The following is a 23,852-nucleotide window of genomic DNA, read 5'->3' on the forward strand; positions in this document are numbered from 1 at the left end:
CTCGCGTTCGCCGCTTATGACTATAGTTCAGCGCTGCTTGCGCGAAGCCAGCTCGATCCACACCGGTGCATGGTCGCTGGCCTTGGGTTCGTTGCGTATCCAGGCGTCAACGCCTGCAGCCTTTAGGTAAGGCGCAAGTTCAGGGTTGAGCAACACATGGTCGATGCGCAGCCCGGCGTTACGCTGCCAGTGATTGCGAAAATAGTCCCAGAAGGTATAAACCCGCTCGTCAGGGTGCAGGTGGCGCAGCGCATCTGTCCAGCCCTGGTTGAGCAAACGCTGGTAACAGTCTCGAGATTCAGGTTGCAGCAGCGCGTCCTTGAGCCAGGAGCGCGGGTTATAGATGTCGAAATCGGTGGGGACGACGTTGAAATCGCCGGCTAACACTGCCGGGTGCCCACTCTTTTGCAAACTGGCCGCATGGTCGATCAGGCAGTGGAACCAGCGCAGTTTGTAGTCGAACTTAGGCCCGGGTTGCGGGTTGCCGTTGGGCAGGTAGAGGCAGCCGATGATCAGCCCCTGCACGGCTGCCTCCAGGTAGCGGCTCTGGCCGTCATCCTCCATGCCGGGTAGGCCGCGGCGCACTTCGAGTGGCTCACTGCCACGCGCGAGAATGGCAACGCCGTTCCACGAAGGCTGCCCTTGGTACAAACACCCGTAGCCCACCGCTTCAAGCGCTTCCCGTGGGAACTGCTGGTCGGGCGCTTTCAGCTCTTGCAGGCAGGCAATGTCAGGCTTCTCTCGCTCTAGCCAGGCGATCAATGCCGGCAATCGGCTGCGAATGCCGTTGATATTGAAGGTGGCGATCTTCAGCGCTTTCATGCGTCAGGGTCGTCGACATGCGCCTGTACTGCATCTTCGAGCGCGTTGATGTGCGCCTGGTCGGCCAAGGCCTTCAGCTGCAACCAGTCATCCCAGTCGATGGCGCCGTCATCACGCAGGGCTTCGGCCGTGCGCACCAGTTCATGGTGATAAGCATCTGGCGATTCGCGGCGGTAACTGATGTCGTCGTACTGCGCGTACCAGGCCTCAAGCTCGGGAATGCTGCGTTCAATGCTCATGTGCGTGGCTCCTCGCTACCCGCTTTGAATGTGTGAGCCCTGCCCTGCGCCAGCGTTCAACCTCGCTGAGAAAAGGGGCCGGCCGGCAAACTCTTTAAACCTTTGCCGCCTGTGAGCGCTCAACTGTAAGCGACACTGAAGTCGCGCCAACGGTTAAGGAGTGAAGCATGAGCAATCTATTGATCAAGCGCATCGGATTGTCGATAGCATTGGGCCTGACCTCTGTGCATGCGATGGCAGCGAGTTCCGATGATTTCGTTGACGCGGCCACCGAAGCGGGTATTGCAGAGGTGGTGACAGGCAACCTGGCCAAAGAGAAAAGCCAGAGCGCCGATATCAAATCATTCGCACAGCAGATGGTGACTGACCATACCCAGGCCAACCAGAAACTTGGCGACATTGCCCGTAAACTCGATATTTCTGTCCCGGATGAAGCAGCGCTGACCGACAAGGTCAAGAAGATGATCTTGGAATGGCGTGATGAATCCTTTGACAAGTCTTATATCAACAACCAGGTCGATGCCCATGAGAAGGCCGTCGAACTGTTCAAGAAAGAAGCGGCATCGTCCGACAAGGCTGAGCTGAAGGCATTCGCCAGCGCAACGCTGCCTAAACTCGAACAGCACCTGGAGCATGCCAAGGCACTTCAGGCCAAGCACGATAAGTGAGGCCAGACATGAGTAATGATGCATTGCGCTCGGAAGTGTTGACGCGTCTGCTGCATGCCCACCCCGAGGGGTTGGGAAAGGAGGTGCTCGACAACTACCGCGGTGAGAAAGCGGTGGCCGGCATGTTGAAGACACTCCAGGACCACGGATTGATTCACGATGGCGCCGTTGCCATAGACGGTAACCACCACATTAGCCTGCAGTATCCGATAAAGCTGTCCGCTTCGGGGGTAGAAGCCGCGAAGCAATTGGCGCGCTAGCCAACGTGAATGCGGGGCCGCTCAGCGGCCCCTTCTCTCATTTATCTTTGTCGACGTCACGCGGTGCGATAGCCGGGCCTTGCGGGTCAACCTGCGGGTCTTCCAAGTCTGGTGAGTCCGGGTCGAACCCCAGATCCTCCTGTTTGTCACCGTGATCGGAAGAATGAGGCCCCTCTTGCTGTGTGTGCTGCTTTCCAGGCGTTGGCATGGCACTTTCTCCTGTGAATGTATACGGAAGAAAGCATCAGCCCGAGGAAGTTTGATTTATCAGTATCTCATTTTGCTTGAGTGGCTTTGCTCAATTGCGAGCGAACCGCCTTCAACGCCTCATCGCGCTCTAGCAGCTCACCCTCCAGACGCTGCACTTGGCGCACCTGTTCGGCATAAAGCTCGCGCTTGTCTTCCAGGTTTTGCGTTTGCACATCCAGCTGCCGCCGCATTTCCTCGGTCGCCCCTTGGGCTTGAGCCAAAATCGTTCGCAGGCCCTGAATCTGCGCGTCCCGCTGTTCAAGCAGTTCGTCCCGTGCCTTGCGTTCGCTGGTGGCTTGGCGATGCTCGCCAAGCAAGCGCTCGTTATCACGGTGCAGGCGCGTCAGTTCGTCCTGCTTGACCATCATGCCCTGCTGCAGTTGCCTTACTTCTACTTGCAGCTGTTGCAGTTGCGCCTCGTGGCGACGCTGGTCCTGCTCGCGCTGTTCGCGGCTGGCGCTGCGGTAGTGTTCCAGGGCATCGCGGGCGTGGCGGTGTTTGTCTTCGAGTGACCTCACCTGCTCTTCCTTGTCGTTCAGGCGCAATTGCAACTCGCCCAATGACTGATTGAGGCTGGCACTGCGCAGTTGCTCAGCCTGCAAGGTGCTTTGCGTGGACAGCAGTTTCTCCGATTCTGCAGCCAGTGCCGCGTCCTGGATCTTTTGCTGTTGATACGCCGCAGCCAGCGCTTCTTGGGCCAACTGCAATTGCGCTTCGAGCTGTTCGCGTTGCTGGGTGAAAACGCTTTCGGCCTCTTCGATGCGTATATCCGCCTCTTCCTGCAGCTGTGTTGCCAACTGCCCGACAAACCGCCCAAGCGTATCGCTCAACCCAGGGGTGCCCGCCGTGGCCACGGTTTGCTGGCCATTGAGCTCCTTCAGGTAGCGATGAATCGTGCTTTTCGAGCCGGTGTTGCCTAGCTCGATACGTACCGCATCAATGCTGGGGTTCTCCCCGCGGGCGATCAGCGCCTGACGCGCTTGCTGCACTACCACCTTGTTGATACCGCCCCGGGCCATGCTTGCTCCTACGATTTTGTACTGGAATACGTAATATGTAATTACGTACTGATTTTGACCGGTCAGCACCTCTAATTCAAGTGCTATCTAACATGGAATAATCACGGCTTATCGCATGTGAAGGGCCATATAAGCGGTTTTTAAGTGGGAAACGCGTACACCAAGCGCAGAAAGCAAAACGCCCCGCCTGGCAAAAGCCAGCGGGGCGTTGCGTTTGAAGCGTGCAGCGATGTCAGACCAGGCGTTCAACCTGCGCCGGCGTGCGCCGCATCAGCACCTTGCCGTTGCGCACTGATACCAGCGCATGCCCCTGGCTGCGCACCATCTCGTAGTCATCCGGCGCCGACAGCAGCAGCAAGTTCGCCGGCCGCCCCACCTCGATGCCATAACGCTCCCCCAGGTTGAGCGTGCGGGCGCTGTTGTCGGTGATCAGGTCCAGGCAGCGTTGCAAGTCTTCGTAGCCGAGCATGTGGCAGATGTGCAGCCCGGCCTCAAGAATGCGCAAGATGTTGCCATTGCCCAACGGGTACCACGGGTCGACGATCGAGTCCTGGCCAAAGCACACGTTCATGCCTGCGCGGTCGATCTCCGCCACGCGGGTTACGCCGCGGCGCTTGGGGTAGCTGTCGAAGCGCCCTTGCAGGTGAATGCTCTCGGTTGGGCACGAGACGAAGTTGATGCCCGACAACTTGAGCAAACGGAACAGCTTGTAGCAGTAGGCGTTGTCGTAGGAGCCCATGGCCACGGTATGGCTGGCCGTAACCCGGGCGCCCATGCCGCGCACCCGCGCTTCTTCGGCCAGCACTTCGAGAAAGCGTGACTGCGGGTCATCGGTTTCGTCGCAGTGCACGTCCACCAGGCAGCCGGTACGCTCAGCCAGGTCCATCAGGAACTTGACCGACGACACGCCCTGGTCGCGGGTATTTTCGAAATGCGGAATACCGCCGACCACGTCGGCGCCGATGGCCACGGCTTCGGTCATCAGCGCCCGCCCGTTGGCATACGACTCGATGCCCTCCTGCGGGAAGGCGACGATCTGCAGGTCGACCAAATGGCGCACCTCCTCACGCACTTCGACCATGGCCTTGAGGGCAGTGAGCTTGGGGTCGGTAACGTCGACGTGAGTGCGCACATGCTGGATGCCATGGTCCACTAGCATGTTGATGGTCTTTTTGGCGCGGCCCTTGATGTCTTCGTGGGTGGTGATTTCTTTGCGCTCGGCCCAGCGTTCGATGCCTTCGAACAACGTGCCGCTCATGTTCCACTTCGGCTCGCCGGCCGTCAGGGTGGCATCCAGGTGAATGTGCGGCTCGACAAAGGGGGCTACCACCAGGTTCTGTTTGGCATCCAGGTCATCAGCGCCGCCTGGTGCCACCGGGTCGGCCTGTGGCGTGATGCTGGCGATGCGGTCACCGTTCAGTTCGATGCGAAACAGGCCAGCCTTGCCTCGCAGTTTTGCGTTGATGATGTTCATGGCGTTACTCCTTGCCTTGGGCTTCGGTCATGCGCCACACCAGCATGGCGACCGAAGCATTCATACGGAAAAGCGGGTCGTCCAGCGACTGCCCGCTCAGCTGTTCGATGCGTTGAATGCGTTGATTGATGGTATTGCGGTGCAGCCCCAGGCGTTGCGCTGCTTTCAGGCCGTTGCCGTTTTCCTTGAGCAGGGCATCGAGGGTATGCACCAGTGTATTCGGGTGCTTGCGGCCAGGCGCTATCAGCGGCCCTAGTGTCTGAGTGACGAAGTCGTCGATCAACGACCGATCGACGACCCCTTGCAGCAGGCGCAGCACGCCCAGCTCGCTGAAATCGCAATAGCCATTGGCGGGACGCAGGTTTTGCGCCACTTCCAGGGCCTGGCGGGCCTCGTTGAGCGCGCGGCGGTAGTGCGCGCAATCTTCCGCGAGGCTCGACAGCCCCATATAGAGGCCCAGCTCCCCTGCCACGCCCGCCAATTGCCGGTGCAGGGCGGCCAGCGTAGCAGGCAAGCCCAGTGTATCGGGCAGCAACACTACGAACAGGTCACCCGGCAAGTGGGCTGTCACGGTGCCCGGCCGGCTGCGGCACCAGGTTTCGAGCTGGTCCTCAAGGGCTTGGCGAATGCCTTGCCACAAGCGCTCGCCTTGGGCCAGCCCATGGCGCTCGAATACGCCATCGACGCCCGACAAACGCAGCGCCAGCAGGCGTCGCGGCTCGTCCAGCGCCAGGGCCAGGTGCGTTGCCCGTTGCCGGGCGATGGCCAGGCTTGGGTAGTCGCCGGTCAACAGTTGCCCGAGGATGTCGTTGCGCGAGCGGCGCACCTGGGCCATCTGCACCAGGGCCGTGCCGATCAGGTGGGTGACCACGACCATTTTCAGCGCATAGGGCTGCTCGATCAACGGCAAGCCCAGTTGCTCGGCACGGGCAACCACCGCTGGCGGGATAGCCTGGATGAAAGTGCCGCCGGTGAGGATCACCAAGCCGGCAATACCCACGGCCTCGCCGTCTTCCACCAGGCTCAGCAGGTTGGCCTCGCCACGCGGGTGGTTGATGCCGGTGACGAACACCAGTTCGCCGCCCATCACCCACTCGGCGATGCCCTCGTTCTCAGCGACGTAAGGCCAGCGCACCCGGCGCTGCAGGTTGCGTGCGCCTGCGCGAGCGGTCATCTCCTGCAAGCCAGGCAGGTGCAAAATTTCTTCCAGTGCCAGGCTCACGGCTCGGCACCGGCCTCGCCCACCACCCGGCGCCGGCCGCTCAGTTCAAGCAAGAGGATGTAGCACAGCGCCGAGGCAGCAATACCTACCAACGGCGCAACCCAGGGCGAGGCATACGCCAGTACCGCGCCGACGGCATAGGCACAAAGCCCCCTCAGGTTGTAGCGCGGCAGGGTGGCTGTAGCCAATGCGGGATACTGGCCACGGTGGCGATACCAGAAATCAGCCATGATCACCCCACCAACTGGTGGGATGACCGAACCCAACAGCACCAGGAACGGGATCAGCAATTCGTACATGCCGCCAATCGCCAGCACAATGCCCACCGCTGCCGCCACCAACGTCGCGGTCCGCCGGCGCTCGCTGCGCAGCAGGTGGCAGGCGGCTGCCGACACGTTGTAGATGGTCGGGCCCTGGATCGTCCACAGGTTCAGGCAGAGCATCACCACCGCCGCGAACGACAGGCCCTGCAGCATCATCACCTCGACGATGTCGGCCTGCTGATACACCATCGCGCACCAGGCACCGGCGACTACCATCAGGCCGTTGCCCAGCAGGAACGCGACGATACTGGCAACCACCGCTACCCGCCCACTGCGTGCCAGGCGCGTCCAATTGGTGGCTTGGGTGGCGCCACTGGCGAAGGTGCCGAAGACCATGGTCACGGCCGCCGAAAAGGTCATGGTTTCGTGTGGCACCACGGCAGCAAGGCCAGCAAAGCCCCCGGCATCGTGGGTGGCAATGTACATCGACACCAGCAACAGCACGAACATCAAGGGCACTGATACCCGCGACAACAGGTCCAGCCCTTTGAAGCCGATAATGGCCGTAATACTGAAGCCCAGGCCGAACAGCACCATCAGCGGCACAGTGAAGCCGCCCGCCAGGCCCAACAATTTGACCAGCACGATCGCTACGGTCGCGGTGCCCCAGGCGTACCAGCCCAGTTCAGCGAACCCCAGCAAGAAGTCGGAAAGTCTGCTGCCCGCTTCACCGAAACAAAAGCGGCCCATCAACACGGTATTCAGCCCACTGCGTGACGCGATGAACGCCAGGGTTGCGGCGTACAACGCCAACAGCGTGTTGCCGACCGTGGCAACCCACAGCATGTCGACGAAATTGAAGGCCATGCCCAATTTGCCACCGGCGAACATCGTGCCAGTGAAGAACGTGAAGCTGAACAGCACCATGGCTATCGGTAGCAGGCCCTTGCGGGACGACTGAGGGGCTTCGCAAAGCGGGAATTCGGTAGGTGAGCTCATTGCACGGGGCTCCGGGTGGTAGTCGGGAGCAGGAAGAGCAATATGCGGGCCGGTTTAACAAGGGATGGAAACCGAAGCGCAACAGGCGAACGGCACAGGCAACGCTGTGCACTCTGCACATTTAAGCATCGAAACAGGCGAGATGATGTGTGCCAGCTGCCTTGAATTGAGGCATTTACGCACCAAAGGTGAACAGCGCTGAGTACTTTTCACCCAGGCTGCGGGCAAGGTTTTGCCTACGAGGGCGCGGTGTCGCGGGCAAGCACACGTCTTAAATGCATTATTCAAATATCAACGCTAATTTATATTCGTAAAAATAATAATAAAAATAGATCAAAACAGTATTTCTTCCCGCCCCTACCCCCTTGCTACAGTCCCCTCAGACCCGACCCCTCGCATGGTGGAGGCCCCGATTCATCCACCTGCGAACCCTGCCCTTGAAACGGCGGACATGGCAGAACGGATGATCGGCAAACGATCATTTCCTCCGTGAGGTACTGCCATGAGCCAACCTGCTGCGCGCCACAGTGTCGCCCGCCTGCCCAACCTTGATCATCGCCTGCAAATCACCGCTGCGCCCACGTTAAGCGACCCGCTCGCCGAGCGCCTGCACCGCAAGCAGCGCCTTGCAGCGTCCTATCGGCTGTTCGCCGAACTGGGCTTTGAAGTCGGCTTGGCCGGCCATTTTACGGCACGCGACCCGATCGAGACCGACCACTACTGGATCAACCCTCTAGGGGTGCCGTTCTCGCACATTCGCACCCGTGACCTGCTGCGGGTAAACGGCGAAGGCCAGGTGGTCGAAGGTGACGGCCTGCTTAATACCAGCGCCCTTGAGCTGCATGACGCGTTGCAACGCGCCCGGCCTGACGTGGTGGGTATCGCGCACCTGCATGGCTTCCATGGGCGAGTATGGTCAGCGCTGGGGCGTTTGTTCCAGCCGATCACCGCTGAGTCGTCTGCCTTCGCCGGTGAGCAGGTGCTGTTCGACCGCCACGCACTGCGCACGCCCGAAGGCGGCCTGCTGCAAGACCGCGACCAAGTGGCACAAGCCTTCGTCGAAACATTCGCCGACAACAACCTGCTGGTCTGGCAGAACCACGGCCTGTGGACCACGGGCCAGACCGTGGAAAGCGCCGCCTGGCGCTTCATCCTCGCCGACGACAGCGCCCGCGCCCACCTGCTGGCTTACGCTGCCGGCCAACCGCGGATCCCGGACCTGGACGAAGCCCCCGTCAACCCTGGCCAGCGCGAGCTGTTCGGTTGGCTGAACTTCCTGCCACTGTGGGACCGCATCGTCCAGCAACAACCCGACCTGTTGGACTGAGGCGCACCCTATGGCAATCAGCATCAGCCGCCGCACCTTCCTGCGCCACAGCGCCATTGCCGGGCTGGCCGTGGGCTTGGCCCCCGCCCTGGCACGCGCCGATGAAGCCTTACGGGTCTGGCGCTACAAGGGCCAGGCCGCGAGCTTTCTCGCCGACGCGGGCCAAGCGCAAACACCCTACCCGCTGCACTGGGTAGACGTGCCCGGGGGCGCCATGGTGCTGGAAGCCTTTGCCAGCAACAGCCTCGACTACGCCTTCATGAGCCCGGTGTTGCCCCTGTTCGCCAGCGTGGCCGGTAACCCGCTGGTGTTGATCGCCAGCTACCAGGGCGAGCAGAACCGCAGCAGTGTGATCGTCAAACGCGGCAGCGGCATCGCCTCCATCGCTGACCTCAAGGGCAAGCGCGTGAGCTTCGTGCGCGCCACCGACACCCACTACCTGATACTCAACCTGCTGCGCGGCAACGGCCTGACCCTTGCCGATATCCAGGCCAGGCCCATGCCTGCCCGGGATGCGCTGGTGGCATTTCAAAACGGCCACCTGGACGCCATCGTCGCCGGCGGTATCGGTGCCCTGCAAGCGCAGACGGCCATGGATGGCGTGGCGCTGGCCGACGCTAGCCCCTATCACTGCGGCAACTACCTGATTGCAACCACTGCCAAGGTGTTGCAGCAGCCAGGCAAACAGGCTGCCATTCGCGACTTTTTGCAGCGCGAAAAAGCCACTTGGGACTGGGTCGAGCACAACCCCAATGCATGGGCTGCACGTAACCAAGCCCTGACCGGGATTTCCAGCGATCTCTACCTGCAGCAGTTCGCCCAGCGTCAGCAACCTTGTCGGCTATTGCCCGTCAGCGAGGCTGACATTGGTGCCCAGCAAAACATCGCCGACCTGTTCCACGACAGCGGGCTGATCCGCCAGGCAGTGGATGTGCGTGGCTTCTGGGACGACCGCTTCACCCCCTTGCTCAGCGGCTAAGGACCCGCCGCGGCACACCGTACCGGCGCGCGCCGGACGGCTCACAGGCACCTCAGCCACGGGAGCAACGGACCTCCTGCGGGCAAGGCCGCGCCTGCACTGCGTGAAACACCTTATGAGCGCCCGTTCGATCGCACATCCAGGGCCTGATCTGCCAATCGAACCCAAGGAACAGTCATGAAGTCTGTGTTTACCTCTTTAACGCTGGCACCCGCCGTACTCGCCGGCTACCTGCTCACCCCCCTGGCCATGGCAGCGGAGGATGACGCCGCCCTCGACACGGTGATCGTCACCGGCTCACGGGGCAGCGAAGTGCGTGCCGTCACCAGCAGCCCGGCACCGATCGACGTCATCGACAGCAAGCAACTGGAGCAAACCGGCGAGTCCAGCCTGCGCGGTGCCCTGCAGAAAACCCTGCCATCGTTTTCCCAGCGCCCTTCCGGTTCGTCCAATGACAGCATCGCCCGCCCCTATAGCTTACGCGGGCTGAACGGCTCCAACGTACTGGTGCTGGTCAACGGCAAGCGCCGCCACAACAGCGCAGTGATCAACCTCGACTCCACCGCCGCCTACGGGACCAACCCGGTGGACCTGGACATGATCCCCATCAGTGCCATCGACCACGTCGAAGTGCTGCGCGACGGCGCCTCGGCGCAGTACGGCTCCGACGCCATCGCCGGCGTCATCAACATCATCCTCAAGCAGCGCGACAACGGCGGATCGGCCAGTACCCAGTACGGCCAATACTACGAGGACGGCGACGGCGGTAACCTGCGGCAAACCCTCAACCAGGGCCTGGCCCTGGGCGACAACGGCGGCTTCTTCAACTATGCGTTGGACGCTAAGTCAGTCCAGACCGCCACCCGCTCGCGCGCCGCTACCGGCAACCTGTATTTCGCCGGCGACCCGCGCAACGACACCGCCGACCGCGAAGTGCAAAAAAACGGCCTGCCCAAGATCAAGGCCATCAACCTGTCGTATAACGCCGAACTGCCGGTGAGCGACGCGCTGACCCTGTACTCCTTCTCGACCTTCAGCAAGCGTGATGCCCGCGGCGGGCAAAACTACCGCCGGCCCAATTCTACTAACATCATCCCCGAGATCTACCCGGACGGCACCGCCCCCTTCTACACCCTGGAAGAGACCGACTACCAGGCAGCCGCCGGTGGCAAGGGCGAGTTCGCCGAATGGCACTGGGACCTGAGCTCCACCTTCGGCCGCGACAAAGGCCAGGCCGGTGCCGACGAAACCCTCAACGCCTCGCTCGGCCCGACCAGCCCGACGCGCTTCGACACCTATACCAATATTTTCGACCAGTGGACCAACAACCTCGACCTGACCCGCGCCTTCGAGGTAGGCCTGGCCAAGCCCTTGCAGGTTTCCTGGGGCCTGGAACACCGCCACGAACGGTACAAGACCGAGTCCGACGACCCGCTCTCGTACATCAACGGCGGCTACTTCTACCCCAGCGGCCCCTTGGCCGGCCAACCGGCAGCGGTGGGCGCCCAGGGTGCAATCACCCTGACCCCGGAAGATGAAGGCCAACTCAGCCGCAACAGCTACGCCAGCTACCTCGACCTGGGCCTGAACCCGACGGAAAAACTCTGGCTCGGCGTGGCCGCGCGCTTCGAAAAATACGATGACAGCAGCGGCAATACCCGCAGCGGCAAGTTTTCCGCACGGTACGACTTCACGCCAACCTTTGCCCTGCGCGGCACCCTCAGCAACGGCTTTCGCGCCCCGTCGCTGTCGCAGTCGGTCTACGCCCAGACCGCCAACCAGTACACCACCGTCGACGGTGTGGCGCAGTTCGTCGAAGCCAAGACCGTGCGGGTGGATTCGCCGTTGGCCAAAGCCCTGGGCGCCGAAGACCTCAGCCCGGAAAAGTCACGCAACATCAGCCTCGGCCTGACCTGGCAACCCTTGCCGCAGGCCAGCGTGACCCTGGATGCCTATCAGATCGAAATCCGCGACCGCATTGCCTTGACGGGCTTCCTTTATGGCAACGGCGTCGATCAGCAACTGGTTGCCAACGGCTACAAGCCAGGCTACCGCGTCAAGTACTTCACCAACGCGGCCGACACCACCACCCGTGGCGTCGACCTGGTGGCCGACTACCGCGTCGACTATGGGCGCTTTGGCCGGGTCAAATACGGCCTGGGGGTCAACTACAACAAGACCATCATCGACGACATCAAGCAGACCCCGGCATCGCTGCGCGCCGCAGGCAACAACCTCGAACTGTTCGACCGCGTCGCCCAGGGTTACCTGACCGTGGCCAACCCCAAGACCAAGCTGATGCTCAGTGCCAACTGGCAGATCGAGCGTTTTACCATCAACGCCGGCCTGACCCGCTACGACAAAGTCATCGCCCGCGACGCCAACCCTGATTATGACGTGACCTACGGCGCCAAGTGGCTGACTGACCTGGAAGTCGCCTACGCCCTGACCGACCACTTCGATGTCGCCGTGGGTGCCAACAACCTGTTCGACGTGCGTGCCGACAACAACGGCTACCCCGCCGGCGATACCAATGGCTTCCCCAAGTTCGGTGCCATTTCGCCGTTCGACCCTTACGGCGGCTTCTGGTACACGCGCATCGCCTACAACTTCTGACCCTACCCACACAGCGCCCGCCGCGTGTGGCGGGCGCCAGGAGAAGCACCATGAGCCACGGCCCATTCATACTCGGCGCGTTCATCCCCGGCACCCTCAGCGGCAGCGCCTGGCGCCTACCGGAGGCACCGCTCGATACCTTCAAGAGCCTGGAGCATTACCAGTACATTGCCCGCAAGCTGGAAGCGGGGCGGTTTCACGCGCTTTTTTTCAACGACACGCTCGACGTCAAACTGGACCTGGCCCTGCAGCGTGGCCCCAACAGCGTGCGTTGGGACCCTTTGATCCTTGCCCCGGCGCTGGCCGCCAGCACCCGTCATATTGGGCTGATCGCCACGGCCAGCAGTACCTATAACGAGCCTTACAACATCGCCCGCAAATACGCTGCACTGGACCACCTGAGCGGAGGCCGGGCCGGCTGGAACCTGGTGACCTCGCTGGGCGGCGGCGAAAACTTCAACCGCCAGGAGCACGTCGAACACGATGACCGCTACGCCCGTGCCGAAGAATTCTACGACGTGGTCAGCGGCCTGTGGGACAGCTGGGCCGACGATGCTTTTGTCCAGGACAAGGCCACTGGTACCTGGCTGGACATCGACAAACTGCATGTGCTCGAGCATCAGGGCGAGCACTTCCAGGTGCGCGGGCCGCTCAACGTGGCGCGATCGCCGCAAGGTCACCCGGTGGTCGCCCAGGCCGGCGCCTCTGTTGCTGGCAAGCGGCTGGCAGCGCGGGTTGGCGAATTGATCTTCACCGCCCAGCACACCATCGCCCAAGGCCAGGCGTTCTACCAGGAGACCAAGCAGGCCGCCGCCGGTTTCGGGCGCCGTGCCGATGCACTGAAAGTGTTGCCGGGCGTCTCGCCGGTAGTGGGCAAGACACAGGCTGAAGCCCAGGCCAAGTACGACCGCCAGCAAGAACTGCTGGAGCCCAAAGCCTTTCTCAGTTCCATCTCGCGTTTCGCCAGCCTCGGCTACGACCTCTCGGAGTTGCCCTTCGACGAAGTGGTGCCCCTGCCCCCAGAGACCTTCACCACCAACACTCACCAGAGCCGGCAAAAGTTGGTGTTCGACCTGATCCGCCGTGAGCGGCCGACCGTGCGGCAGCTGTTCAATCAACTCACCTCCGGCGGCCATCGCATCCTGATCGGCACCCCGCAGAGCATCGCCGATGACCTGCAGGCCTGGTACGAAGCCGGCGCCGCCGATGGCTTCAACATCATGTTCAGCGGCCTGCACGCGGCCATTGATGATTTTGTCGACGGCGTGGTCCCAGAGCTGCAACGCCGCGGCCTGTTCCAACGCGAATACGCCGGCACCACCCTGCGGGAAAACCTAGGCCTGCCTTACCGCGCCAACCGCTTCTTTTAAGGAGAGCCCATGTTACGACCCCTGGCGACACTGAGCCTGGCCACCGCCCTGAGCCTGGCCGGCTGCGATGGTAAAAGCGCGCAGCAGGCCAACCTGGGCGCCCCGGCGCAGCCGCAGCATGGCGGCGTGCTGCGGGTGGCGTTCGACGGCGACCCCAACTGCATCGACCCGCAACAGGCGGGCAACAACACCGCCCTCAACGTTGGCCGGCAACTGGTGGACTCGCTGACCGACCAAGACCCGCAGACCGCCGAGATCGTGCCCTGGCTGGCCGAGCGCTGGGAAGTCAGCGACGATTCGCGCCAGTTCACCTTTCACCTGCGTGAAGGGGTGACCTTCAGTGACGGCAGCGTGCTGGACGCCGCAGCGGTCAAGGCCAATTTCGAGGCCATCATCGCCCTCGGCGCCCAGGCGCAACTGGCCAGCACTTACCTGGCTGGCCTTGAAGCCGTCGAAGTCATTGGGCCGCTGAGCGTGCGCATCCGCTTCAAGCACGCCAACGCGCAGTTCCTCCAGGCGACCTCGACCATGAGCCTTGGGCTGCTGGCAGCCAGTACCCTGGCACGAAGTGCCGAACAACGCTGCCAGGGCGCCTTGGTGGGCTCCGGGCCATTCAACGTAAAAAGCTTCGAGCACAACCGCCTGGTGCGCATCGAAGCCCGCGCCGATTACGCCTGGCCGTCTTCGCTGGCCGAACACAAGGGCCGTGCCTGGCTGGAGGCTATCGAGTTTCACATCCTGCCCGAGTCCGGTGTGCGCCTGGGCAGCCTGCTGTCCGGGCAAATCGACGTGAACACCAGCGTGCCGGTACAGGACGAAGCGGTGCTGCAGGCCCAGGGCATTGCGTCCATCGCGCGGTCTAACCCAGGCATCGTCTTCAACCTGACGCCCAACGAGTCCCGCCCGCCGCTGGACGATGCCAAGGTGCGTCAGGCGCTGAACAAGGCGATCGACCGCAGCCAGTTCAAGGGCGTGATTTCCCGCTACCAGAAACCAGCAAGTTCCGTGCTTGCCAGCAGCACGCCCTACTACCAGGACCTAAGCGCGGTGCTCGCCTATGACCCACAAGGTGCCGGCCAACTGCTGGACAGCGCCGGCTGGCACAAGGGGGCCGACGGTTGGCGGCAGCGCGATGGCAAGCGCTTGAGCTTTGCCCTCGACTACTGGCAGGCCAGTACACCGGTGCTGGAGTTGGTACAACAGCAACTGCGTCAAGCCGGCATCGAGCTGCGCCTGAACAAATCCACCATTGGCCAGGTCAGCCTGCTGCAGACATCGCTGAACTACCAACTGTGGTTCTTCAACCTGACCCGCGCCGACCCGGACGTGCTACGCACGGTGTTCCTCGCCAGCGGGCGAAATGTGAATGTGCGGGGGCCGCTGGCACTGGACCAGACCCTGATCGATTCGGCTGCCAGCCTCGATGTGCAAACGCGCGGTGCATTGATCCACCAGGCCAGCCGCGAGCTGCTCGAACAGGGCCACGTGATCCCGTTGGTCGAGGCCGCTACTGTCACGGCGTTCCGCGATGCGGTGCGCGGCCTGCATTACGAGGCCTCGACCCGCTTGCAGTTCTACGACACCTGGCTGGTACAACCGGGGAGTCTTTAACCGATGAACGCCTGGAACAATCACCCCGCGCACCTGTGGCGCCTGGCCCAGTCACTGCTGGTGCTGTGGGCAGCGTTTACCCTGTCGTTTGCCATCCTTTATGGGCTGCCCGGTGACCCGGTAGCGATCTTGCTGGCGCAAAGCGGCGAACCGGGCTCGGCAGACCCGGTCAAGGTCGCTGAACTGCGCGCTCGCTATCACCTCGACGGCAGCCTCTGGCAGCAGTACACCGGTGCCCTGTGGCGGTTGCTGCAGCTCGACCTGGGTACTTCGCTGCAGACCGGCAAGCCCGTCACCGCAGCCCTTGCAGCGGCATTGCCGGCCACCCTGGCGTTGGCCTTCACGGCGCTTGGCCTGGCGCTGCCACTGGGCATCTGCCTGGCCCTCGCGGCCCATCGTGTACGCCAGCGACCGTTGCAGAGCGTGCTGCACAATGCCCCTGCCGTGGTGGTGTCGCTGCCGACCTTCTGGGTCGGGCTGGTGCTGCTGCAACTGTTTTCCTTTCAACTGCACTGGTTGCCGGCCATGGGTGGGCAAGGTCTGGCCAGCCTGGTTCTGCCGGCCGTGACCTTGGCCCTGCCGTGCGCGGCGATGATCGCCCAGGTGCTTGGCCGCTCGATCGCCACGGTCAGCCAACAGCCCTTTGTGCAGGCCCTGCGTAGCAAGGGTGTCGGGCCATGGCGGCTGCTTGGCGTGCATACCCTGCACAACGCTGCAATCCCCTTGTTGAGCCTGGCCGGCACCCTGCTGGGCAACCTGCTGGCCGGCGCGGTGGTGACCGAAACCGTGTTCTCCCGTGATGGCGTCGGGCGCCTGGCCCAAGGTGCTGTTGCCAGCCAGGACATCGCCGTGGTCCAGGGCGTAGTACTGCTGGCCGCCGCATTGTACGTGCTGACCAACTTGCTGACCGACCTGGCCTACCCGTTGCTCGACCCCCGTATCCGCCAAGGAAGCCGTCCATGATTCTGCAACCTGCCTATCGCCTGGCACGCCCGGTGCGCTGGCCAAGCCTGCCACTGACGCTGAGCGTGGCCCTGTTCATCGTGGTACTGGGCTGGGCCTTTTGGCCGAACCTGTTCAGCAGCGCCGACCCGCTGCTGGCGAACCCGAGCCAGGCCTTGCAAGCCCCTTCTGCCGCCCACTGGTTCGGCACGGACCACCTGGGCCGCGACCTGTATGCGCGTTGCGTGCATGGCGCGGCACTGTCGCTGCAGGCCACCAGCATTGCGGTACTGATCGCCCTGGTCGCCGGCAGCCTGCTGGGGGGCATTGCCGGCTGGCTCGGTGGCGTCGCCGACCGGCTGTTGGCGATGGGGGTGGAAGTCCTGATGGCGATTCCTGCCTTGTTGTTGGCGATGGCCATCGTTACCGCCCTGGGTTTCGGCACGCTGGAAATTGCCCTGGCCGTGGGGCTTTCTTCGGTGGCGATGTTCGCTCGCCTGGCCCGTGGCGAAGTCTTGCGCTGGCGCAGCCGCAGCTTTGTCGAAGCAGCCCAGGTGGCCGGGGTTGGCCGCTGGACCAACCTTTGCCGCCACGTGCTACCACATGCCGCAGGGCCGTTGCTGGCCCTAGCCGCACTGGAATTTGCCAGCGCCGTGTTGGCCGTCTCGGCCCTGAGCTTTCTGGGCTTTGGCGCGCCGCCGCCCCAGCCGGAATGGGGCTTGCTGATCGCCGAGGGGCGCAACTACATGGTCGTCGCCTGGTGGTACACCACCTTGCCTGGCCTGGTGGTGGCCGCAGTGGTGCTTGCCACTCAACAACTGGCGCGCAGCCTGCAACAACTTCAAGGAGCAGCGTGATGAGTTCGCCACTGGTTCGTATCCGCCAGTTCCGCGTCGACTACCCCGGCAGCCAACAACCCGCCGTGCAGGCGCTGGACCTGGAGATTGGCGCGGGCGAAATCGTCTGCCTGGTCGGCGAGTCCGGCTCAGGCAAGTCCACTACCGCGGCCGCGCTGGCGGGTCTGTTGCCGGCTACAGCACGGCAAAACGGCCAACTATGGCTACAGGGCCAGGCGCTCGACACCTTCAATGAGCGCGACTGGCAAACCCGCCGTGGCCGCCTGGTCGGCTTCGTGCCACAAGACCCAGGTACGTCGCTGGACCCAGTCAAGACCATCGGCGCGCAGGTGATCGAGGCCATGACCGTACATGGCGTAGCGCACAGTGAAGCCCATGCCAAGGCGCTGGCCTTGCTGCAGCAGGTTGGCCTCAAGGCGCCCGAGCAACTGCTGCGGTGCTACCCTCATCAGTTGTCGGGCGGCATGTGCCAGCGGGTATTGATCGCCATCGCCCTGGCCAATGACCCGCCGCTGCTGATCGCCGACGAGCCCACCAGCGCCCTCGACGTGAGTGTCCAGCGGCAGATCCTCGACCGTTTGCAGCATTTGGTGCGCGCGCGCGGCAGCAGCCTGTTGCTGATCACCCATGATTTGGCGGTAGCGCTGGACCGCGCCGACCGTATTCTGGTCATGCGCCACGGCCAACTGCTCGAAAGCGGCACGCCCGAACACCTGTGGCATACCCCCAGCCACCCCTACACCCGCCAGTTGCTCAATGCCTCACCCCTGGCACGGTTGCAGCAGCGTCGTACTCGCCCGGCCGATCACCCTGCGGCGCCCTTGCTGCAGGTCACTGGGCTGCAGCGGCGCTTCAACCGCCAGGGGCCTGCGGCCGTGGCGGATGTCAGTTTCAGCCTGCCTCGTGGCAGCACCACCAGCCTGGTTGGCGAGTCAGGCTCGGGCAAGTCCACCACTGCGCGCATCATCCTGGCCCTGGAACAGGCAGACGCAGGCAGCGTGTTGTTCGATGGCGAGCAGGTGCTTGGCGCCAGCCGCAAGCAGTTACAGGCCTATCGGCGGCGGGTGCAGTTGGTGTACCAGAACCCTTGGGCTGCACTCGACCCGCGGCACAGCCTGCTGGACATCATCAGTGAGCCGCTGCGCGCCTTCGCCATCGGCAACCGGCGCGATGATCGCCAGCGGGTGGTCGAGCTGCTGGGACGTGTCGGGCTACCTGCCGACTTGCTGCAGCGGCGCCCTGGCCAGTTGTCCGGTGGGCAACGGCAACGGGTCGCCATCGCCCGTGCGCTGGCCGCCGAGCCGGAATTGTTGGTACTGGATGAGCCGCTGTCAGCGCTGGACGCACCGGTGCAGGCGCAAGTGCTGGAGCTGTTGCAGACCTTGCAACGCGACCTGGGCCTGACCTACCTGTTCGTCTCCCACGACCTCGCCACGGTACGCGGCATCAGCGACCAGGTGCTGGTGATGAACCAGGGCAGGCTGGTGGACCACGGGCCTACCGAGCAGGTATTCGAGCAACCAGCGAGTGAATACACACGCCGCTTGCTGGCGGACATGCCTGGGTGGCGAGGCCTACAGCCGGCACCCCCAGCCTTGCCTTCCCGTCATGCGCGATCCGGGTAGGAGCAGCCTTGTGCTGCGAAGAGGCCGGTGAAAACACCATTAATCTTCGCTGCTGCCACTGGCCTCTTCGCAGCACAAGGCTGCTCCTACCTGGATTTTTCAATGATCAACGAGGGCCATTGATCCCTACTTCGCGCCCTCCAGCCCCATCTGCCAGAAATCGGCCTCCAGGCTCGACGCCTGGCCAAAGATCCCTGCCAGCTCCACGAAGCGTTGTTCGGTCATGCTCCGCGCGGCCAGTTCATCCAGGTGCTTGCGGGCATTGGCCGCCACCTGCTGATACCCCTCCCCGGCATACTCAGCGATCCACTCACGGTAAGGGTGATCGCTCAGGTCACCAATCCGCTCAGCCAACGTCCGGCCAATTTCCGCATAGCCGATCACACAGGGCGCCAGCGCCACATGCAGCTCCAGCAGATCGCCGGCGGCGCCGCAGTCGAGCACATAGCGGGTATACGCCACCGTGGCCTGGTGCTCCGGTGCGGCCTGGATATCGGCCTGGCTCAGCCCCCAACGCGCGCACAGGCGCAGGTGCAACTCGGTTTCGTCGAGAATCGCCGCCAGCCCGGCCTGGGCGGCGCGGATGTCGGCCGGCAGGCGGCTCTTGTAAGCGGCCAGGGCCCAGGCGCGGGCGAACTGGATCAGGAACAGGTAGTCCTGCACCAGGTACGTCCGGAACGCCGCCTCGCTCAGCGTGCCTTCACCCATCTGCTGCACGAAATCATGCTCGACATAGCGGTGCCACTCGCCCGTGGTGGCGGCCTTGAGGCGATCGAAAATATCCATGCTCACGCCTCCCCCTCGTAGACCGCATCGAAGAAGGCCAGCTCCAAGGCCACGGTACGCAGATAGAAATCGGTGCTCAGCTCGGCTTCCTGCGGCCCGACGCGGTCCAGCTCGGCCTGCAGGAAGGCGACAAACGCCTGGAACGCGGGGTTGTCGTGCAAGGTGATCCATTCGGCATGTACGAAGTGTTCAGGCAAGGGTTTCGGCGCCTTGAGCGCCCAGTCCAGGTACAACCCTTCGGCGACATTCAATACTGCCAACGCGGCAGCGTATGAGCGGGTTGCCGCCGCTTCGCGCATGATCGCCTTGAAACCTGCGGTCGGCGCAGTGTCCGCGGCTTCTACACGCTGCGCCGGGCTGACGTCCAACGCCTCGAAGGCGCGCAGGAAATAGGTGTTCTCATCGCTGGAAATCATCCCGGCGAACTGGCCGAAGCGCAGGCGCGCCTCGAAGGTGTCCGCGGTGGCGATCGCAGCGCCGAGCAGGGTCAGGAAGCTGTCGAGAAAGCGGTGGTCCTGCACCAGGTAGCGGACCATGATCGGGTTTGGCAGGCTGCCGTCGCACAGTTGGCTAACGAAGCGGTGCCCGACGGCCGCCGACCAGGTCGGCTCGCTCTGACGGCGCAGGGTTTGCGTGAAGCGTTCGGTCATGATGCTGTCCTCTGCAAGGGGTGACAGCGAGACCGTTGAAGCTGGCATGGACTGGCCTCGCAGTGAGGCCGGCAAAAAGGCAGGTTTCAAGTCCCATCCCTTCGCCGGCATGATCCGGATCAGGTTCGAAGGGTCACCGCGCTGCAACGCTCAGCGGTTTCTCAGCCCGTTGCCGGGCTCCCCTTGGTGGCCCACAGGTATACAGCAGGTAGGAAGGTGCTGTCACGCCCCAAACAGTGGGCCTTGGGTGACCCGCTAGTGGGTGCCTGTCCCCAGCCCCGGCACGCCATTATTTAGCGCGACTCAGGTTTTTAAAGGATTTGTTTAACAAAGCATTACCGAAACATCTGTTGGCACAGCCGTTGCTCAGGCCCCTTCACCAGGCAAAACGCCATTGATGGCCCCAAGCCATAACGCCGCGAGCGAGGCACCAGGCAATGAAAACACCTGCCGTGAGTCACCCAACCAGGCACACATTTAAACTGTCTGCCGTCACCGTGCTGATGCTCAGCCTTGGGCTGAACCCGGCAATCGCGTCTTCCCTCGATGACGTCGGTCAGCCGCCGCCGACCGACCCTTCGGCCTACACCGACCAGCCGGACGACCCAAACCCGGCGTTGCTCAACCTGTACAGCTTACCGGAAGCCAACGAAGGCTCGTTGGAACTCACCGATGGCGTCCACGGTGACCGTTCGACCGTACGCCAGGACAACGTGCTACCGCCCGCCATGCAAACGTCTGATAAATACCCTACCAACGGCAAGCCCAGCCCGCTGTTCGGTGCCCAGCCTTTTACCCAGCAATTGCTGCTGTTCGAAGAATTCGGCCCAGAAAAACTCGACCCAAGCATCCCGGCACCGGACCTTACCTTCCCCGTACCAACCTTAGGCGCGGCCCCGGCACAAGACCCGAATGTGGTCGCCCGCAGCGGCCCCAGTGGCACGGCCCTGGAAGCCTTCCTCAAGCAACCGGGCCTGTACCCATTCCCTACTCAGTTCTCCAACGTGCTCGACCGCAACCCGTGGAAAGCGCAGATCGAGATGTTCCTCAACCGCCACCCGGTCGGCTCGCCAGCTGAAGGACGCCCACCAGGAAAGGGCTGGTCCCATCAGCGTTGGAACGAGTTCTACCCTCAGGCCGCGTTCAAGACCGCCCAAGCTGGCGCACGCATCAACCTCGGGCTGCGTGACCGCAAGCAAATGCACAACTATGCGGTCGGCGAGTTCGCGCCGGGCGGGCTGTACTACCAGACTTCGGACATCCCCACCACGCTGGGCACCACCAAGGGCATCGACACCCGCTTCCACCCAAGCTTCCCTCTGCAAAACCACAAATCGCTGTGGACCTTCGACGGCACCTTCCCGCCCAAGCTGCTGATGGTCCGCTATGGCCAGCCGATCTTGATGCGCCATTACAACGCCTTGCCGATCGACCCTTCGGCCAACGGCGGCTTTGGCCTGCACACCATCTCGACCCACGAGCACAACGGCCACTCCCCGGCCGAAAGCGATGGCTTTGCCAACGCCTACTTCTTCCCCGGCCAGTATTACGACTACCGGTGGCCAGTGCAGTTGGCCGGTTACGACACCATCAACACCCGGGCCCAAGACCCGCGCGCCGCGTTCCCCTGCTCACCGGGCGAAACGCTGTACGTCAACGACGCCTCGCCGGGCCTTAAAACCTGCGAAAACGGCAGCATCAAGATTCGTGGCGACTGGCGCGAAACCATGAGTACCCACTGGTTCCACGACCACATGATGGATTTCACGGCGCAGAACGTCTACAAAGGCAACGCCGTGATGATGAACTACTACAGCGCTTTGGACCGCGGCAACGAGGCTCTGCAGGATGGTGTCAACCTGCGCTTCCCCAGTGGTTCGGCCATGCCGTGGGGCAACCGCGACTATGACGTCAACCTGGTGATCGCCGACAAAGCCTGGGATGCCAATGGCCAATTGTGGTTCAACCCGTTCAACACCGACGGCTTCCTCGGCGACCAGATCCTGGTCAACTGGCAGTACCAGCCCAAGCTGAAAGTACGGGCGCGTAGCTACCGTTTCCGCATCCTCAATGGGTCGGTGTCGCGCTACTTCAAATTTGCCGTGGTGCGTGAAATCGCCGGCAGCAGCGGCGAATTCAAAGGCCCGTCCGGCTCCAACGTGTCGTATGCCCGCGTGCCGTTCCACATGATCGCCAACGACGGCAACATCATGGAACATGCCGTGCCATTCGACGGCACCCTGGACCTCAACGGCGACGGTGACCTCAAGGACAACAACGGCATTATGCCGCTGCAAGGCATCGCCGAGCGTTACGACATCATCATCAACTTCGCCAAGAACGGCATCAAGGCAGGCGACAAGCTGTACTTCGTCAACCTGATGGAGCACCAGACCGGCAAGGGCCCGAACCAGGCCATTTCCCTGGCCGATGTGCTGTCGGAGAAATACAAGGCAGTCATCAAGCAGACCAGCAAGGGCCCGCAGTGGGACAAAGGCGACCCGGTGGTGGGCAAGTTCCTGCAACTGCTGGTGCAGCCCTACAGCGGCCAGGACCTGAGCATGGACCCTGTCGCCTATGAACCGGCCAAACCGGGCAAGGCCGCAGGCCTGAAAATGATCCCGCTGACCCTCGACCGCAACGCCGTGGCCGACCAGGCCAAGCTCAAGGATGCCCGCCACCGCGAGTTCATCTTCGGCCGCTCCGACGGCACCGACACCAACCCCTGGACCATCAAGACCGATGGCAGCTTTGGCTACAGCATGGACCCACGGCGCATCAACGCAGCACCGCAACTGGCCAGCGAAGCCACCCAAGGCGGCTTTAGCGGCGATGGCACCCTGGAAGTGTGGAAAATCAAGAATGGCGGCAATGGCTGGAGCCACCCGGTGCATGTGCACTTCGAGGAAGGCATCGTGCTCAGCCGCGACGGCAAGGCACCGCCAGAGTGGGAAAAGTGGGCGCGTAAGGACGTCTATCGCATCGGGCCGGATGCCGATTCGTCGGAAGAAGTGGAAATGGCCATCCGTTTCCGCGAGTTTGCCGGTACCTACATGGAGCACTGCCACAACACCCAGCACGAAGACTCGTCGATGCTGCTGCGCTGGGACCTGGAACACCCAGGCCAGTTCCAGGTGATGCCAACCCCGTTGCCGGGTTGGGACGGTGTGGAATATGTCGCTTCTGTAGGCCTGCCGACCTTCCGCACGTCTGGCCACAATGATAACGACGATACCAACAAGCCACCGGTTGCGGTCAACGACAGCGCTGCCACCACGGCCGGCAAGGCGATCACGCTCAATGTGCTGGCCAATGACACCGACCCCGAGCGCAACCTGCCCTTGACCGTCACCGGCCTCAGCCAGCCGGATTCGGGCATGGGTACCACCAGCACCGACGGCACCACGGTGACCTACACCCCACCGACCACCGTCGCCACACCGTTCACCGCCAGCTTCAACTACTCGGCGCGCGACGCCAAGGGTGCCGAGTCGGTCACCCCGGCGGCGGTCAGCATCGCCGTGAGCCCGGCGGTACCGGTCGATGACATTCAGGTCAGCAGTGCCTCGGTGCAATTGCGCAGCGGCAACCGCTACACCTGGGAGCTGGCGGGCACCACCTCGGTGGCTACCGGCAATGCCATCAACGTGACGGTGGCCACCACCAGCGGGCCGTTGAACTTGGGTGCTGCCACGCTGACCGCGGCCACCACAGGTGCCCGTTGGCGGTTGTCGGCTACTACCACCGGCAACGGCCCGGCAACACCGGCGACAGCGACCGTGACATCGACGCTGGGGCAAAGCGTAACAGCGCCAATCAGCATCAAGTAGGCAAAACAGATGTAGGAGCAGCCTTGCGCTGCGTAGAGGCCAGT

General features: G+C 63.0%; 20 protein-coding genes and 1 riboswitch. Of the genes, 11 read left to right on the forward strand and 9 right to left on the reverse strand.

What is annotated here, in order from left to right:
• Positions 1–27 precede the first annotated feature (27 nt).
• Both xth and LOY53_RS13105 read right to left on the reverse strand, forming a co-directional pair.
• Entirely contained in the window at positions 28–822 is a 795-nt protein-coding gene (gene xth / locus LOY53_RS13100; protein WP_252824170.1) for an exodeoxyribonuclease III, read from the reverse strand.
• Positions 819–1,061 (reverse strand): hypothetical protein, encoded by a 243-nt coding sequence (locus LOY53_RS13105; protein ID WP_099429376.1) that lies wholly within the window; start codon positions 1,059–1,061, stop codon positions 819–821. Before LOY53_RS13105 ends, xth begins: the two co-directional genes overlap by 4 nt.
• A 167-nt stretch (positions 1,062–1,228) precedes the next feature.
• Here LOY53_RS13105 and LOY53_RS13110 point away from each other — a divergent pair, with 167 nt between their 5' ends.
• Positions 1,229–1,729, forward strand: a complete 501-nt coding sequence (locus tag LOY53_RS13110) for a DUF4142 domain-containing protein (RefSeq protein ID WP_252824172.1) — start codon at positions 1,229–1,231, stop codon at positions 1,727–1,729.
• Positions 1,730–1,737: 8 nt separating this feature from the next.
• The gene (locus tag LOY53_RS13115) at positions 1,738–1,989 is read left to right on the forward strand and encodes a hypothetical protein (protein WP_252824174.1); all 252 of its coding nucleotides are present in this window, start codon (positions 1,738–1,740) and stop codon (positions 1,987–1,989) included.
• A 37-nt stretch (positions 1,990–2,026) separates the two neighbouring features.
• Here the strand turns inward: LOY53_RS13115 and LOY53_RS13120 are convergent, their stop codons facing one another.
• The 5 genes from LOY53_RS13120 to codB form a co-directional block, all read right to left on the reverse strand.
• The gene (locus LOY53_RS13120; protein ID WP_252824176.1) at positions 2,027–2,197 is read right to left on the reverse strand and encodes a DUF6021 family protein; all 171 of its coding nucleotides are present in this window, start codon (positions 2,195–2,197) and stop codon (positions 2,027–2,029) included.
• A 67-nt stretch (positions 2,198–2,264) separates the two neighbouring features.
• Positions 2,265–3,257, reverse strand: coding sequence for a DNA-binding protein (locus tag LOY53_RS13125; protein ID WP_252824178.1), 993 nt, complete (start codon positions 3,255–3,257; stop codon positions 2,265–2,267).
• A gap of 232 nt (positions 3,258–3,489) precedes the next feature.
• Positions 3,490–4,731 (reverse strand): cytosine deaminase, encoded by a 1,242-nt coding sequence (gene codA / locus LOY53_RS13130; RefSeq protein WP_252824179.1) that lies wholly within the window; start codon positions 4,729–4,731, stop codon positions 3,490–3,492.
• A gap of 4 nt (positions 4,732–4,735) precedes the next feature.
• A complete protein-coding gene (locus LOY53_RS13135) occupies positions 4,736–5,953 on the reverse strand; it encodes a PucR family transcriptional regulator (RefSeq protein ID WP_258704136.1) in 1,218 nt (405 codons plus the stop codon).
• Positions 5,950–7,215, reverse strand: coding sequence for a cytosine permease (gene codB / locus LOY53_RS13140; protein WP_258704137.1), 1,266 nt, complete (start codon positions 7,213–7,215; stop codon positions 5,950–5,952). Before codB ends, LOY53_RS13135 begins: the two co-directional genes overlap by 4 nt.
• A gap of 502 nt (positions 7,216–7,717) precedes the next feature.
• Between codB and LOY53_RS13145 the strand changes: the two genes are divergently transcribed.
• From LOY53_RS13145 to LOY53_RS13180, 8 genes are all read left to right on the forward strand, one after another.
• Positions 7,718–8,542, forward strand: coding sequence for a class II aldolase/adducin family protein (locus LOY53_RS13145; RefSeq protein ID WP_252824182.1), 825 nt, complete (start codon positions 7,718–7,720; stop codon positions 8,540–8,542).
• 10 nt (positions 8,543–8,552) lie between these two features.
• Entirely contained in the window at positions 8,553–9,521 is a 969-nt protein-coding gene (locus LOY53_RS13150) for an ABC transporter substrate-binding protein (protein WP_258704138.1), read from the forward strand.
• A 177-nt stretch (positions 9,522–9,698) separates the two neighbouring features.
• Entirely contained in the window at positions 9,699–12,137 is a 2,439-nt protein-coding gene (locus tag LOY53_RS13155; RefSeq protein WP_258704139.1) for a TonB-dependent siderophore receptor, read from the forward strand.
• Positions 12,138–12,187: 50 nt separating this feature from the next.
• The gene (locus LOY53_RS13160; RefSeq protein WP_252824185.1) at positions 12,188–13,507 is read left to right on the forward strand and encodes an LLM class flavin-dependent oxidoreductase; all 1,320 of its coding nucleotides are present in this window, start codon (positions 12,188–12,190) and stop codon (positions 13,505–13,507) included.
• A gap of 9 nt (positions 13,508–13,516) precedes the next feature.
• The gene (locus tag LOY53_RS13165; protein ID WP_258704140.1) at positions 13,517–15,118 is read left to right on the forward strand and encodes an ABC transporter substrate-binding protein; all 1,602 of its coding nucleotides are present in this window, start codon (positions 13,517–13,519) and stop codon (positions 15,116–15,118) included.
• Positions 15,119–15,121: 3 nt separating this feature from the next.
• Entirely contained in the window at positions 15,122–16,081 is a 960-nt protein-coding gene (locus LOY53_RS13170; RefSeq protein WP_252824187.1) for an ABC transporter permease, read from the forward strand.
• A complete protein-coding gene (locus tag LOY53_RS13175; protein ID WP_252824188.1) occupies positions 16,078–16,917 on the forward strand; it encodes an ABC transporter permease in 840 nt (279 codons plus the stop codon). The genes LOY53_RS13170 and LOY53_RS13175 overlap by 4 nt, the downstream gene beginning before the upstream one ends.
• Positions 16,917–18,542, forward strand: a complete 1,626-nt coding sequence (locus LOY53_RS13180; protein ID WP_252824190.1) for an ABC transporter ATP-binding protein — start codon at positions 16,917–16,919, stop codon at positions 18,540–18,542. The genes LOY53_RS13175 and LOY53_RS13180 overlap by 1 nt, the downstream gene beginning before the upstream one ends.
• Positions 18,543–18,668: 126 nt before the next feature.
• Here the strand turns inward: LOY53_RS13180 and tenA are convergent, their stop codons facing one another.
• Both tenA and LOY53_RS13190 read right to left on the reverse strand, forming a co-directional pair.
• The gene (gene tenA, locus LOY53_RS13185; protein ID WP_252824192.1) at positions 18,669–19,328 is read right to left on the reverse strand and encodes a thiaminase II; all 660 of its coding nucleotides are present in this window, start codon (positions 19,326–19,328) and stop codon (positions 18,669–18,671) included.
• A 2-nt stretch (positions 19,329–19,330) separates the two neighbouring features.
• Positions 19,331–19,978 (reverse strand): TenA family protein, encoded by a 648-nt coding sequence (locus tag LOY53_RS13190; protein ID WP_252824194.1) that lies wholly within the window; start codon positions 19,976–19,978, stop codon positions 19,331–19,333.
• A 79-nt stretch (positions 19,979–20,057) separates the two neighbouring features.
• Positions 20,058–20,172: riboswitch (TPP riboswitch) on the reverse strand.
• A gap of 243 nt (positions 20,173–20,415) precedes the next feature.
• Here LOY53_RS13190 and LOY53_RS13195 point away from each other — a divergent pair.
• Positions 20,416–23,808 (forward strand): Ig-like domain-containing protein, encoded by a 3,393-nt coding sequence (locus LOY53_RS13195; RefSeq protein WP_252824196.1) that lies wholly within the window; start codon positions 20,416–20,418, stop codon positions 23,806–23,808.
• Positions 23,809–23,852 lie beyond the last annotated feature (44 nt).

The organism is Pseudomonas sp. B21-031 (genome assembly GCF_024748985.1).
Lineage (GTDB): Bacteria > Pseudomonadota > Gammaproteobacteria > Pseudomonadales > Pseudomonadaceae > Aquipseudomonas > Aquipseudomonas kermanshahensis.

Excerpts from the sequence above, each read along its gene's own strand:
- LOY53_RS13165 (WP_258704140.1), top strand. The coding sequence starts at position 13,517 with ATGTTACGACCCCTGGCGACACTGAGCCTGGCCACCGCCCTGAGCCTG.
- LOY53_RS13105 (WP_099429376.1), bottom strand. The coding sequence starts at position 1,061 with ATGAGCATTGAACGCAGCATTCCCGAGCTTGAGGCCTGGTACGCGCAG.
- LOY53_RS13160 (WP_252824185.1), top strand. The coding sequence starts at position 12,188 with ATGAGCCACGGCCCATTCATACTCGGCGCGTTCATCCCCGGCACCCTC.
- LOY53_RS13125 (WP_252824178.1), bottom strand. The coding sequence starts at position 3,257 with ATGGCCCGGGGCGGTATCAACAAGGTGGTAGTGCAGCAAGCGCGTCAG.
- LOY53_RS13145 (WP_252824182.1), top strand. The coding sequence starts at position 7,718 with ATGAGCCAACCTGCTGCGCGCCACAGTGTCGCCCGCCTGCCCAACCTT.
- LOY53_RS13150 (WP_258704138.1), top strand. The coding sequence starts at position 8,553 with ATGGCAATCAGCATCAGCCGCCGCACCTTCCTGCGCCACAGCGCCATT.
- tenA (WP_252824192.1), bottom strand. The coding sequence starts at position 19,328 with ATGGATATTTTCGATCGCCTCAAGGCCGCCACCACGGGCGAGTGGCAC.
- xth (WP_252824170.1), bottom strand. The coding sequence starts at position 822 with ATGAAAGCGCTGAAGATCGCCACCTTCAATATCAACGGCATTCGCAGC.
- LOY53_RS13180 (WP_252824190.1), top strand. The coding sequence starts at position 16,917 with ATGAGTTCGCCACTGGTTCGTATCCGCCAGTTCCGCGTCGACTACCCC.
- codB (WP_258704137.1), bottom strand. The coding sequence starts at position 7,215 with ATGAGCTCACCTACCGAATTCCCGCTTTGCGAAGCCCCTCAGTCGTCC.
- LOY53_RS13190 (WP_252824194.1), bottom strand. The coding sequence starts at position 19,978 with ATGACCGAACGCTTCACGCAAACCCTGCGCCGTCAGAGCGAGCCGACC.
- LOY53_RS13120 (WP_252824176.1), bottom strand. The coding sequence starts at position 2,197 with ATGCCAACGCCTGGAAAGCAGCACACACAGCAAGAGGGGCCTCATTCT.
- LOY53_RS13170 (WP_252824187.1), top strand. The coding sequence starts at position 15,122 with ATGAACGCCTGGAACAATCACCCCGCGCACCTGTGGCGCCTGGCCCAG.
- LOY53_RS13110 (WP_252824172.1), top strand. The coding sequence starts at position 1,229 with ATGAGCAATCTATTGATCAAGCGCATCGGATTGTCGATAGCATTGGGC.
- LOY53_RS13155 (WP_258704139.1), top strand. The coding sequence starts at position 9,699 with ATGAAGTCTGTGTTTACCTCTTTAACGCTGGCACCCGCCGTACTCGCC.
- codA (WP_252824179.1), bottom strand. The coding sequence starts at position 4,731 with ATGAACATCATCAACGCAAAACTGCGAGGCAAGGCTGGCCTGTTTCGC.
- LOY53_RS13175 (WP_252824188.1), top strand. The coding sequence starts at position 16,078 with ATGATTCTGCAACCTGCCTATCGCCTGGCACGCCCGGTGCGCTGGCCA.
- LOY53_RS13115 (WP_252824174.1), top strand. The coding sequence starts at position 1,738 with ATGAGTAATGATGCATTGCGCTCGGAAGTGTTGACGCGTCTGCTGCAT.
- LOY53_RS13195 (WP_252824196.1), top strand. The coding sequence starts at position 20,416 with ATGAAAACACCTGCCGTGAGTCACCCAACCAGGCACACATTTAAACTG.